The following is an 11,717-nucleotide window of genomic DNA, read 5'->3' as shown; positions in this document are numbered from 1 at the left end:
CGTGGTCGGCAAGCCGGACGAAACCACCGGCGAAGCCATCTGCGCCTTCGTGGTCCTCAAGCGCAGCCGGCCCACCGGCGATGAAGCCAAACAGATCGCCAAGGAATTGCGCGACTGGGTCGCCAAGGAAATCGGGCCGATTGCCAAACCAAGGGAAATCCGTTTTGGCGACAACTTGCCAAAAACCCGTTCCGGCAAGATCATGCGCCGTTTGCTGCGGGTACTGGCCAAAGGCGAGGAAATCACCCAGGATGTTTCCACGCTGGAAAATCCGGCGATCCTGGAGCAGCTCAAGGAAGCCCAGTAAGCGCTTGGAAATGGCTTGAGTAGGGCTTGAGTAGGGCTTAAATAAGGCTTTAAAGAGAAATTTCTATTTCTGCCGGATTTGTTGCTATAATACGCGGCTTCGTGAAAATCAAATTTCGCGAAACGCTGTTGTAGTTGCAGGAGAGATGGATGAGTGGTTGAAGTCGCACGCCTGGAAAGCGTGTATAGGTTCATAGCCTATCCGGGGTTCGAATCCCCGTCTCTCCGCCAAGTATTAGTTTCAAATAGATCCAAGAAGTCCTGAAACCCGCATACCTCACTATGAGAATGCGGGTTTTTCGTTTCATGACGTCTCGGTTGGTTCATTGACATCCCAAAAAATTGGGGGTGTTTGGGGGAGTATCAAAAGTACCCTGTGGGGATACTCATATCAACCCTGACCCAATGAACTGATGGCACTGACAGACGCAGCCTGTAAAAATGCAAAACCAAAAGAGAAACCCTATAAGCTGGCCGATAGCGGCGGCTTGCATTTACTGGCGAAGCCGAACAGCGGGCCTTACTGGCGCGTGAAATACCGCTTTGACGGAAAAGAGAAGTTGCTTTCCTTTGGCCTCTACCCTGAAGTTTCCCTTGCCGACGCCCGTACCAAGCGCGATAAAGCCAAGGCTCGCCTTGAGCAGAGTCAGGATTCGGCGCAGGCCAGACTGATTGCTTACCGGCAAGCATGTGGCGTAACATTCATGCCGCTATACGTCATTGCCTGAACGGGTGAAAAGGGGCCGGTTTGGCTGCCGGCTTGCGTTTTTTTTTGGGAGTAGAACATGAGAGTGGAAGGAATGCACGAGGCAATATCTTTCATGTGGCTGATTTTTAAGTGGTGTCCAAAATCATGACTGGTTGGGCTCTCGCACTAGCGGTTCTGTTGTTGCAACAGACTGCGCTATCAGCCACTCGCTTCTCGCCGGAGGTTTCGCAAAATCCCATGAGCGCAAGCAATGCTGTCCCGATAGACATGCATCACACGAGCTGGACTGCAAAGGACGGAGCTCCTCCTTACATTATCGCGATCGCTCAAACATCTGATGGCTGGTTGTGGCTTGCCTCTCCTAGCGGAATTTTCCGATTTGACGGCGTAACTTTCGAGCGTTTCCGCCCAAACGGAGTGCAGCCCATGTCTAACAATGTCTGGGGCATGCGCTTGCTGGCGTCTGGTTCACTCTGGTTCGGGTATGTTGGCGGTGGCGCCAGCGTCTGGAAAGATGGGAAGGTTCGCAACTACGGCCTTGAAGAAGGAATGCCAGCGGCAAGCGTTTTCGATTTTGCAGAAGATGGCGTCGGCAGAGTCTGGGCTGCCACAAGCATGGGATTGCGCGTTTTTGATGGCAAGCGCTGGCAACAGCCGGCACAGGATTTTCATGCGCCTGAGAGCACTTGTACGCTGTTGCCGGACCAGGACAGGAGCGTCTGGGCGCAGTGCGAATCTGGTGCATTCAGATTAGCGCCGAAAGGACAAGCCTTTGTTCAGATGCCAGGTCCTGTCGGCATGGGGCGAATGGTTCAGGGGCCGGGTATGAGCGTCTGGAGCATAGGAGGTCCCAAGGGCGAAATTGTCGCTCTCAACGGGGCAGCTGCGACGATGTCCAGACATGCGTGGCCACAGCCTCGGGTGAGCGGTGGGACCATGTTGTTCGATCGAGACGCCGAACATCTTTGGATTACCCGTGCGGATGGTTTGATCCGCACCAGCACCGATGGCCGCATCGAGGTTTTTGGCGTCGTACACGGTTTGAGCGGCGCTATTCCAAACAGCATCCTGCAAGATAAAGAGGGCAATGTCTGGGTGGGTACCGAAAACGGTCTGGATCGTTTTCGGCGCAATGCACTTTCCGGTGTCGCATTACCTCAAATATATGGCGACAGCCCGGCGCTGGCGGCTGGCGAAAATGGCGCTTTGTGGGTAGGGAAAACGCTTCTGGCCAAGCCGACAAAAGAAGCATTTGCAAGTATTCCGCGGGAAAGCGGAGAGGACACCGTCACGGCGCTGTGGCGAGAAGCGCCTGACAGCGTGTGGATCGGGGCGAAAGATGGCTTGTTCCATCAGCGCGGACTGGCGCGAGAGAAAATTGCCTTGCCTAAGGAAGTCCGGGCTCCACAGATTCATGGCATTGTCCGGGACGCCGGGGGGGCGTTATGGATATCCATAGTACGGGCTGGAACTTATCGGCTGCGAGATGGCGCATGGGAGGCCGGGGGCGGCTTTCCGGAACTTAAGCGGAAGATTTTATGGATGCACGCAGACAGGGATGGCCGGATGTGGTTTGCATGCCGCGGCAATAAGGTGTTGATGCTTGAGCGGGGCAAGTTGCGGCAGTATGGCGTCGAAGAAGGTCTTCAAGTTGGCAGCGCGTTGCAGATCAGCGGTAGCGGCAACGATATCTGGGTAGGCGGAGAAAACGGTCTGTTCCATTTTGATGGCCAGAAATTCACTCCCATCCTGGGCACCGGCGACGACAGCATGCTCGGCATCTCAGGCATGCTGGAGTTTAATGGCGCATTGTGGCTGAACGGCACTGCCGGCATCACCAGTATCGCGCTGGATGAGCTGAGGCATGCGCAGAGTGAACCCGGATATCGCGTACAGTTTCGCCGCCTTGACCATAAAGACGGATTGCGCGGGGCGGCGACGCAAAGCGAACCGTTGCCGTCTGCGGTGCTTGGCAGCGACGGTGTGCTGTGGTTCAGTACGACAGCCGGCGTGTTCTGGCTGAATCCATCGGCGGTGCCGAGGAATCTGCTGCCGCCGCCGGTGTACGTTCGCCGGGTCACGACGGAACATGCTGCCTTTCCATTTGTTGCAGAAACTGCGACACGCCTGCCCCCGCACCCGGGCCGTATCCAGATTGACTTCACGGCACTGGGCTTGACCATGCCTGAGCGCATGCAATTCAGTTATCGGCTGGAGGGCGTGGATAGCGATTGGCAGAAGGCCGGCGCCAGTAGGACGGCGACTTACACCGACTTGGGGCCGGGAAAGTATAGATTCAAAGTAAAGGCGGCCAATAACGACGGAGTATGGAACGAAGAGGGCGCCGCCGTGCAGTTCTACCTGGCGCCAGCGTTCTATCAAACGCTATGGTTCCGAATGCTGATTGGCTTGCTGATCGTGGCTATCCTTTGGGTGCTTTACAATTTTCGCCTGGCGCAGGTCGCGCGGCAGGTGCGCGCCCGCAGCGAAGAAAGGTTGATGGAGCGTGAACGCATTGCGCGCGAACTGCACGACACCTTGCTGCAGGGGACGCAAGCGATGATTCTGCGCTTTCATGCAGCAACGGCGCACGTTCCACGGCAAGACCCGGCCCGAAAAATGATCGACAGCGCGCTCGAGGGGGCAGATTGCATGTTGCTGGAAGGGCGAGAGCGGGTGCACGACCTGCGTGCTCACGATCATTTCGGCGTTGGCGTAACTGCTTCGATCAGGCGTAATGGGGGAGATCTGGCAAGGGAAAGCGGCGTGCAGTTTGACTTCGAAGAATCGCTGCAGCCGCGCAGCATTATCCCGGCTGTCGGGCACGAACTGTACCGTATTGCCAATGAGGCGCTCACCAATGCTTTCCGCCATTCCCAGGCTACTCAGGTAAAGGTTGAGGTGATGCATGGGCGAAAAGCTTTGATTCTAGTAGTTCAGGATAACGGCTGCGGCTTGCCTGTGGAAGTGATGCGCTCGGGCCAACTTGCCGGGCACTGGGGCCTGCCGGGCATGCGCGAGCGTGCCAGCAAGCTGGGAGCAACCATGGTGTTGGAGTCAGCACCAGGCAAGGGGACTACCATCCGGCTGAGTATTTCGGCAAAAATTGCTTACCAGCCGGCGCCAAGCCGCATCGGCTGGATATTCCATCGGCTGACATGAGTCAACGATTTTGGCGGAAGAGGACGGCTATCGGGCAGGTTGGTTTTGCGGAGAAACGCTCACTAGTATCTGGCGCAGCGCGCCATGCGCCATCACAAGGTCGGGCGAGTCGTGCAATAAAGCGTTGTACTTGGCGCGAAATGCCATATCGCCTTTTTCGCCTGGCCCGATCAGTTCTTCTATTGCGACTCGGAACGCATAGGCATCGGCAGCACTGATCTCCTCTGGCTCATCAAGGCGCTCATCCATCTGCGCCATCAAACCTGATAATTTCTGCAGCCAGGAAAAATGAGGGTGATTGACTACCAGGTGCAGGTGCTCTAACGGGCTGCCGACGACGCCAAAGTTCTGGGTTTCAACGTGAATTAATTGTTTATGCAAGTCGCGCAGCGCCCGGCCCAGCGAACTCAGTTTTGCGTGTTGAGACTGATTCGAATCCATTATGGCGTTCCTTTGAAAATTATCTTCTTTAGAAAAATCTATCCGTACATCACTTGAGACTCAGGAGCGCAGCTGCGGCCCGGCCAATGGCAAATTACGCAGGCGCTTGCCAGTAGCCTGCGCCAGTGCGTTGGCCAATGCACCTGCCATTGGTCCCTGGGCAGCTTCGGCCACGCCCAGAAATGGCAACCCAGGGCGCTCCAGCAAGCATACCTCTACCTTGGCCGGCACCTGGGAAAAGCGCATGATCGGATAGCTGGACCAGTCGATGCTTTTGACGCCATCGGTCGAAAACTGCAATTGTTCATACAAGGTCCAGCTGGCCGATTGCAGTATGCTTCCCTCAATCTGGTTCTTTACGCCGTCCGGATTGACGATCTCTCCACAGTCGGCAGCCGCGACCACGCTGGCTACCGAGGAACGCATCTTTACCCGACGCTTTTATATGCCTTGACGCCACCCTGGATGAATTCGGTCGCCCAGTAGAGCAGTGCCAGGCCCGGGAATGCCATGCCGGTCAGCATGGCAGCTTGCCAGCCGTGACTGGCATACATCCAGGCTCCCAATGCCGAGCCGAGCGCGCCGCCGGCGAAGAAGATGGCGAAATAGATGCCGTTCAGGCGGCTTCGCACTTCCGCACCCAGTGCGAAGATCGAGCGTTGACCAAGCACCAGATTGGCAGCGACTCCCATGTCTAGAATAATAGAAGCCGAGGCCAGCATAGCCAGTGTGGCGTTGCGTGAATCGGTGGCAATCAAGGGTAATGCAAATCCGATAACACCTAACAGCAGCGCCACACCCGTGGCAGGCCGGGTGAAACCAGCATCGGCGAGCCGCCCCGCGACCGGCGACGCTACCGCGCCGGCGATGCCAACCATGGCAAAAATTGCGATGCCGGTCTGCGACAGATGCAATCCCGGGCCGGCCAGTGCCAGAGGAACCGTGGTCCAGAACAAGCTGAATGAACCGAACAGCCCGGCGTGATAGGCGGCGCGACGGCGCAGCACGGGTGTGCGCTGAAACAGATGCCAGAGCGATGCCAGCAGCTGCGGATAGCTAAGTGGCGAGACGGGGACGCGTTGCGGCAGTTTTTTCCACAATAGCACTGCCAGCGCAGCGACGACTACAGCGGCGCCGCCGAATACGGCGTGCCAGCCGGCATGGCCAGCCACCAGGCTGGCTGCGGGGCGCGCCAGCAGGATGCCGATCAAAAGGCCGCTGACAACCTTGCCGACAGTTTGGCCGCGCGTCGCTTCCCTGGATAAATGCGCGGCGAAAGGAACCAGGATCTGGGCTGCCACCGAGCCCAGTCCGATTGCCAGCGACGCCGCCAGAAAGATTGACGGACTGGCCGCAGTTGCCGCTACGACCAGCGCCACGGCAGTAAATGCCAGGGCGCTGGTGATCAGGCGGCGGTTTTCAATCAGGTCGCCCAATGGGACGATGAATAGCAATCCGAGGCAGTAGCCGATTTGCGTCAGTGTAACGATCAGCCCGGCCGCCTCGGGCGACAGGCCGGTAGCCGCGCTGATCGGGCCGACCAGTGTTTGCGCATAGTACAGGTTGGCAACGATGAGCCCGGTAGAGATGGCCAGCAGCCATACCATGCCGGGAGAAATGTCCGATTCGGGGATGTTGCTCACGATATATCCTTCATTTGAGATGCCATGCTGACCATGGCGAAAAATGCCTGTACCGATTTCCTGCTGGGGCTCATTCTAGGCACAATGCAGGTAAAGATAATTGGGGCCGGATGCACTCATACTGTTCGTTTTAATTGAACAATCGATGCCGGCCCCGATCGTGGCAGATGCATATCGCATCATTCGAGCGACAGTTCCCTGAGATAGCGCAGCTGCTCCATACCTTAAAACGCAAAGCAGCTGCAGCCTAATGCCCCCCAGAAGCCCGAGTAATTCGACGCCGGGACAGCCGATTTACGGGCAACGTCATGCGCATGTGCATGCACGCCACAGGCACCCTGGCATTGATGCGGCATGGACGTCATTGGTTTATTCGGCAGCGGCCGATAGTGCCCAGGGACAGTATTGACCGGCGACCAGTCTGGCAAGACAGGAATTGGCGCAGGCGCGAGCGGTTTGAATTCGGCCTCTCCGTACACAATTTTTCCGCCAACGATCGTCAGTACAGATTCAATCGACTTGATCGTTTCCTCGTCGATGCTAAAAAAATCCGCGCTGAGTACCGCCAGGTCAGCTAGCATGCCTTCCTTGATCCGGCCTTTCTTGCCTTGCTCGCTGGAGAACCAGGAACTGCCGGCAGTCCACAGTTCCAGCGCGGTATCGCGCGACAGGCGGCTGGCGCTGTCATACATGCGGAGGCCGCCTACCGTGCGGCCGGACACCAGCCAGTACAGTGCGGTCCAGGGGTTGTAGCTGGCGACACGCGTGGCGTCCGTGCCGGCGCCAACCGGCAAACCTGCCGCCAGCATGCGGGCGATAGGCGGGGTATTTTTTGCAGCTTCCGCGCCGTAGCGATCAACGAAATATTCTCCCTGGAAAGCCATGCGATGCTGAATGGCGATGCCGCCGCCAAGGGCGCGCACGCGGTCGATGTTTTTGGGGCTGATGGTTTCTGCGTGATCGAACATCCAATGCAAGCCATCGAAAGGGATATCGCGATTCACTTTTTCAAACACATTCAGCATGCGTTCGATGGATTCGTCATAAGTAGCATGCAAGCGGAACGGCCAGCGTTGGGATACCAGGTGACGCACGACTTTTTCCAGCTCGTCGTCCATGCCGGGCGCCAGGTCTGGGCGCGGCTCCAGGAAATCCTCGAAATCGGCCGCGGAAAACACCAGCATCTCGCCGGCGCCGTTGTGACGGTAAAAGTCTGTGCCTTGCCCAGGCGTGACCATGCCTGTCCACTTCTCGAAGTCTGCCAGTTCCTTGCCCTTGTTTTGCGTAAACAAGTTGTAGGCGATCCGTATCGTCAGCTGGTCATCGCGCGCCAGCTGGTCCACCACGGCATAGTCTTCCGGGTAGTTCTGGAATCCGCCGCCGGCGTCGATGGCGCTGGTCAGACCGAGGTGATTCAGCTCGCGCATGAATTGCCGTGTCGAGTTGACTTGCAATTCGCGCGGCAGGGTCGGGCCCTTGGCCAAGGTGGCGTATAGAATCATGGCATTCGGACGGGCGATCAGCATGCCGGTAGGATTGCCGGCAGCGTCGCGGACGATCTCGCCGCCAGGCGGATTCGGCGTGTCCTTGGTGTAGCCGACCACGCGCAGCGCTGCCCGGTTCAGCAATGCCCGGTCATACAAGTGCAATATGAATACCGGCGTATCGGGCGACGCAAGATTGATTTCATCCAAGGTCGGCATGCGCTTTTCAGCAAACTGGAATTCATTCCAGCCGCCGACGACGCGGACCCATTGTGGATTGGGTGTGCGCAGCGCTTGTTCTTTCAACATGCGCAAGGCATCGGCGAGCGAGGGTACGCCTTCCCAGCGCAGTTCGAGATTGTAGTTAAGACCGCCGCGGATCAGGTGCAGGTGCGAATCGTTCAGGCCTGGAATGACTGTGCGGCCGTTCAGGTCGATTACCCGGCTGGTGGCAGTGCGATGCCGCATCACCTCATCGGTATCACCCACTGCAAGAAATTTTCCATCCTTGATTGCTACCGCATTGGCTTGCGGCTTGCTCCGGTCCACAGTGTGAAAGCGTCCATTCGTCAGAATCAGGACGTCGGGAGTACCTTGCGAAGCCGGTGTTGAGATAGTTTGTTCCATGTGCTGCTCCATTAATGAACTATAGGAAAGAACGAGGGCGCACGATCAGCGCGTAGTTGTGCGGGCGGTAGCGGTTCGGATCGATTCATATCAGCCCCGGTGGACGAAGGGACGCTTGGGCACGGCGGCAATGGCCGGAAGCACGAAATTGCTAGCGGCTAGTTTATGCGTCGCTATCGCTTTAGACACGGACCAAAAGATCAGGTTTTTTTCCAAAAAACCTGATGGCTGAATTCCTGTCTGGCTAAACTGGCTACACTGGCCAAATGGCAGGGCGAATTGACGCGGCAATCAGTTACTATGTTCCGACGCTGCGGCTTGCCATCAGAGCTGGGCGAGGAATGTTGTAAAGCTGACGCCAGGAGAATGGACCCATGGATGCAAATCGCCGCAATCAATTACAAGGGATGAGCCTTGGCTGTGTCGCCGGTTATGTCGATACACTCGGATTCATTGCCCTGTTCGGGCTCTTTACCGCCCACGTTACAGGGAACTTTGTATTGATCGGCGCGGGATTGGCGGATCCGTCGCATGTCTCGATTCTTCTCAAGTTTTTGGCTTTCCCGGCCTTTATTCTCGGCGTCGCCGCCGCCCGCCTTTTGATGGCCGCCTCTGAAAGCCGAAGATGGCCGGGCCTGACGCTGGCGCTGAGTCTGCAGATGCTGCTGCTTTGCGGTTTCATGGTGTGCGGCTGGCTTGCCTCGCCGGTGGCGGCGGACGTCACGCCGTTTGCAATGGCGGCTGGCCTGCTGGGCACCGCCGCCATGGGCGTGCACAGCGCGACCAGCAGGCTGTTGCTGTCGCATCTGGCGCCGACGTCGATGATGACCGGGAATGTGACGCAACTTGTGATCGACACGGTAGACGTACTGCGCGGCGCGGCGGACCAAACGGTCGGTGCGCGCTGTGCGAAATTCATCTGGCCTCTCGCCGCTTTTGGCGGCGGCGCGATTCTTGCCGCATTTGCCTATCTGGCGATCGGGTTCAGCGCCTTGCTTTTGCCGATTGCCATTTTATGCAGCATGATCATCGCGCAATGGAACCTGGGGCGGGTCCAGGCAGGCGCCGCATGAACAAGAGCCGGCTGGAGGCATTCAGCGACGGCGTGGTGGCGATTGCCATCACCATCATGGTCCTCAATCTGAAAATTCCGCGTGGCACCGGCTGGGGCGAGCTATCCGCGCTTGCGCCGCTGCTGTCCAGCTACGTGCTGAGCTTCATTTACGTCGGCATATACTGGGTCAATCACCATCATCTGATGCAACCGGTGAAAAGCGTCAACGGCTTGATTCTATGGGCCAACTTGCATCTCTTGTTTTGGCTGTCGCTGATCCCTTTTGTTACCGCCTGGGTCAGCGTGGATCCAACTGCTTCGCCGCCAGTGGCCATTTACGGGGTCGTGTTATTGATGTCTTCCTTCGCCTTCCTGCTGCTAGGAAAGTCACTGCTTGCAAAGGAAGGTGAACATTCTCGCCTGGCTCTTGCCCTCGGCAAGGGGAAAAAAAACCAGATCTCGATCGTCCTCTATTTCCTGGCAATATTGCTGTCCTTGTGGAGCGGCATTGCCGGTTTGCTGGTGTATGCGGCTGTGGCCGCCCTTTGGTTCCTGCCCGATCGGCGCATAGAAAATCTGCGCTGGGACTGAGTATGCCAGTCCCTTCCCAGCGCGCTTATGGCAGCGTTGCAATATAAGCCGACACCGATTTCATCTCATCCTCGCTCAGCTTGACCGCAACGCCTTTCATGACAGTTGCCAAAGGATTATTGAACTTTGGCGCATCGCGATAAACATGCAGTTGTTCCAGCGTGTAGCCTGCTGGTTGCGATGCAATGCGTGGAAACGCTGCCTGGCCATGCCCTTGGGCGCCATGGCAGCTGGTGCAGGCTGGTGCGCCAGCGATGCTTCCCTTGGTAAAGATGTACTTTCCTTTTTCTTCCTGCTCGTGATTTGATGGTGGCTGAGCTTTGACAGCTTGCGCGCCAAAATAGACGCCAAGGTCATGCATGTCGGCATCTGTCAGCGAGGCGGCGAAGCCCTTCATGATCGGGTTAGGCCGCTCCCCACTCTTGAAATTGGCTAGCTGCAGTTCCAGGTAAGCTGGCGCTTGCCCTGCCAGATTCGGATAGAGTGCAGGATTAGCCGTATTGCCAGTTATTCCATGGCATGCGGCGCAGGCTTGCGCCAGCTGGCGTCCGTGCTGGAGTGCGTTCTGTTGTTCTGCGGCCATGGCAGGCGCGGCGGCTAGCAGCAACGCACAGCAAGTCAGGCCGGTTGCCGCCAGAACGCAAAGAAGGGAAGGGGAATTATCGCGCGGGGAAGAAGTAGTCATGAGTTTTCCTGGTTTCTTTTTAAGATACGAGGAAAGCAGACTGAAATCTACTGAACGAAAGGTAGGGGAATTTGCGGATGCGGCAGCCGCTAAAAGCGTGGTCTGCCAATGCGGGCAGGAATAGGACGCGGCGATGTCAATTTTTCACTCAAGCGTCTAAATATCCGCGTCGCACGGCAATGGTGACCGCATGTGTGCGGTCGTTTGCTCCCAGCTTTGCAAGCACCGCGCTGACGTGGGCTTTCACGGTCTCTTCCTTGATCGCGAGTTGCCGCCCGACTTCTTTGTTGGTGTTGCCTTCGGCGACAAGCCGCAATACCTCTAGCTCTCGCCCCGACAGTGCGTCGCACGCAAAGTAGTCTGCGACTTCAGCGGCCAGTTCAGGTGGAATATATCGTTCACCTGCATGGACTGTCCGAATTGCCGTCTCCAGGTCCATGCGCAACGCGCCTTTAAACAGATAACCGGCGGCGCCAGCTTTCAGAGCCCGTCCAACTTGCGCGTCGCCCTTGTAGGAAGTGAGCACAATAATACGGGCGTTTCTATCCAGGGAGCGGATCGACATCATGGCATCGAATCCACTCAAGAGCGGCATTTGCAAATCCAACAGCGTGACGTCAGGCCGCAAGCGCAGGAACTGTTCGACCGCATCTTGCCCATTGCCTGCCTGCCCCGCCAGTTCGATGTGGTCAAAGCCGGCCAGCACAGCGACGATGCCCTCTCGCATTAAAACATGATCATCGGCGATCATCACCCGAATCGGTTGCGGCGAAGTTGTCGGCGGAGTTGCGGTCGGGGTTGTGGTCGGATTTGTCGTCATTAAGGGCTGGTTTCCCTGGTGGCTTTAAGAGAGCGGGTAAATGATATATCAATCATCTCATCAGATCTCGCGGCCTGGCGTAATTATGCAGCTGGATCAGGTCATCGGCTCTTGATTAAATGTCACGATGAATTTTCGGACAATACGTTTTGTCATACATTTAGATAGTGGTTTTCGATTTTCGGACGCCCTAAC

General features: G+C 57.0%; 10 protein-coding genes, 1 tRNA gene and 1 pseudogene. 6 read left to right on the top strand and 6 right to left on the bottom strand.

Annotated elements, in window-relative coordinates:
- The 4 genes from VNZ60_RS16340 to VNZ60_RS16325 form a co-directional block, all read left to right on the top strand.
- On the top strand, window positions 1-307 hold a 307-nt coding region (locus VNZ60_RS16340), incomplete at its 5' end, for an AMP-binding enzyme (protein WP_414648863.1).
- Window positions 308-446: 139 nt separating this feature from the next.
- Window positions 447-537, top strand: a tRNA-Ser gene (locus tag VNZ60_RS16335).
- Between the two features lie 182 nt (window positions 538-719).
- The gene (locus VNZ60_RS16330) at window positions 720-1,034 is read left to right on the top strand and encodes an Arm DNA-binding domain-containing protein (RefSeq protein WP_325660916.1); all 315 of its coding nucleotides are present in this window, start codon (window positions 720-722) and stop codon (window positions 1,032-1,034) included.
- 407 nt (window positions 1,035-1,441) lie between these two features.
- Complete coding sequence (locus tag VNZ60_RS16325; protein ID WP_325660914.1) at window positions 1,442-4,177, top strand: sensor histidine kinase; 2,736 nt, start codon at window positions 1,442-1,444, stop codon at window positions 4,175-4,177.
- A gap of 27 nt (window positions 4,178-4,204) precedes the next feature.
- On the opposite strand, the gene VNZ60_RS16320 is transcribed toward VNZ60_RS16325, so the two are convergent.
- From VNZ60_RS16320 to VNZ60_RS16305, 4 genes and pseudogenes are all read right to left on the bottom strand, one after another.
- Window positions 4,205-4,618: a hypothetical protein gene (locus VNZ60_RS16320; RefSeq protein WP_325660912.1), complete on the bottom strand. Its 414-nt coding sequence runs from the start codon at window positions 4,616-4,618 to the stop codon at window positions 4,205-4,207.
- 60 nt (window positions 4,619-4,678) lie between these two features.
- A pseudogene (locus tag VNZ60_RS16315) lies at window positions 4,679-5,032 on the bottom strand (molybdopterin cofactor-binding domain-containing protein); the annotation flags it as partial.
- A gap of 14 nt (window positions 5,033-5,046) precedes the next feature.
- On the bottom strand, window positions 5,047-6,225 hold the full coding sequence (locus tag VNZ60_RS16310; RefSeq protein ID WP_325660922.1) for an MFS transporter: 1,179 nt from the start codon (window positions 6,223-6,225) through the stop codon (window positions 5,047-5,049).
- A gap of 260 nt (window positions 6,226-6,485) precedes the next feature.
- A complete protein-coding gene (locus tag VNZ60_RS16305) occupies window positions 6,486-8,372 on the bottom strand; it encodes an amidohydrolase (protein ID WP_325660910.1) in 1,887 nt (628 codons plus the stop codon).
- Window positions 8,373-8,746: 374 nt separating this feature from the next.
- On the opposite strand from VNZ60_RS16305, the gene VNZ60_RS16300 reads away from it, so the two are divergent.
- Together VNZ60_RS16300 and VNZ60_RS16295 are read left to right on the top strand one after the other, a co-directional pair.
- On the top strand, window positions 8,747-9,445 hold the full coding sequence (locus VNZ60_RS16300; protein ID WP_325660908.1) for a YoaK family protein: 699 nt from the start codon (window positions 8,747-8,749) through the stop codon (window positions 9,443-9,445).
- Window positions 9,442-10,017: a TMEM175 family protein gene (locus tag VNZ60_RS16295; protein ID WP_325399724.1), complete on the top strand. Its 576-nt coding sequence runs from the start codon at window positions 9,442-9,444 to the stop codon at window positions 10,015-10,017. Before VNZ60_RS16300 ends, VNZ60_RS16295 begins: the two co-directional genes overlap by 4 nt.
- Window positions 10,018-10,042: 25 nt before the next feature.
- Here the strand turns inward: VNZ60_RS16295 and VNZ60_RS16290 are convergent, their stop codons facing one another.
- Together VNZ60_RS16290 and VNZ60_RS16285 are read right to left on the bottom strand one after the other, a co-directional pair.
- Window positions 10,043-10,702 carry a c-type cytochrome gene (locus VNZ60_RS16290; protein WP_325399722.1) on the bottom strand — a complete coding sequence of 220 codons (660 nt, stop codon included), beginning with the start codon at window positions 10,700-10,702 and terminating at the stop codon, window positions 10,043-10,045.
- 148 nt (window positions 10,703-10,850) lie between these two features.
- Window positions 10,851-11,453: a response regulator transcription factor gene (locus VNZ60_RS16285; protein ID WP_325399719.1), complete on the bottom strand. Its 603-nt coding sequence runs from the start codon at window positions 11,451-11,453 to the stop codon at window positions 10,851-10,853.
- Window positions 11,454-11,717: the final 264 nt, after the last annotated feature.

Origin of the sequence: Collimonas sp., from assembly GCF_035566375.1 — a bacterium.
Taxonomy (GTDB): Bacteria; Pseudomonadota; Gammaproteobacteria; order Burkholderiales; family Burkholderiaceae_D; genus Collimonas.
The sequence above is the reverse complement of the archived record's forward strand: the minus strand, read 5'-3'. Positions and strand labels throughout refer to the sequence as shown.

Excerpts from the sequence above, each read along its gene's own strand:
- VNZ60_RS16290 (WP_325399722.1), bottom strand. The coding sequence starts at position 10,702 with ATGACTACTTCTTCCCCGCGCGATAATTCCCCTTCCCTTCTTTGCGTT.
- VNZ60_RS16285 (WP_325399719.1), bottom strand. The coding sequence starts at position 11,453 with ATGATCGCCGATGATCATGTTTTAATGCGAGAGGGCATCGTCGCTGTG.
- VNZ60_RS16295 (WP_325399724.1), top strand. The coding sequence starts at position 9,442 with ATGAACAAGAGCCGGCTGGAGGCATTCAGCGACGGCGTGGTGGCGATT.
- VNZ60_RS16325 (WP_325660914.1), top strand. The coding sequence starts at position 1,442 with ATGTCTAACAATGTCTGGGGCATGCGCTTGCTGGCGTCTGGTTCACTC.
- VNZ60_RS16330 (WP_325660916.1), top strand. The coding sequence starts at position 720 with ATGGCACTGACAGACGCAGCCTGTAAAAATGCAAAACCAAAAGAGAAA.
- VNZ60_RS16305 (WP_325660910.1), bottom strand. The coding sequence starts at position 8,372 with ATGGAACAAACTATCTCAACACCGGCTTCGCAAGGTACTCCCGACGTC.
- VNZ60_RS16310 (WP_325660922.1), bottom strand. The coding sequence starts at position 6,225 with ATGGTATGGCTGCTGGCCATCTCTACCGGGCTCATCGTTGCCAACCTG.
- VNZ60_RS16320 (WP_325660912.1), bottom strand. The coding sequence starts at position 4,618 with ATGGATTCGAATCAGTCTCAACACGCAAAACTGAGTTCGCTGGGCCGG.
- VNZ60_RS16300 (WP_325660908.1), top strand. The coding sequence starts at position 8,747 with ATGGATGCAAATCGCCGCAATCAATTACAAGGGATGAGCCTTGGCTGT.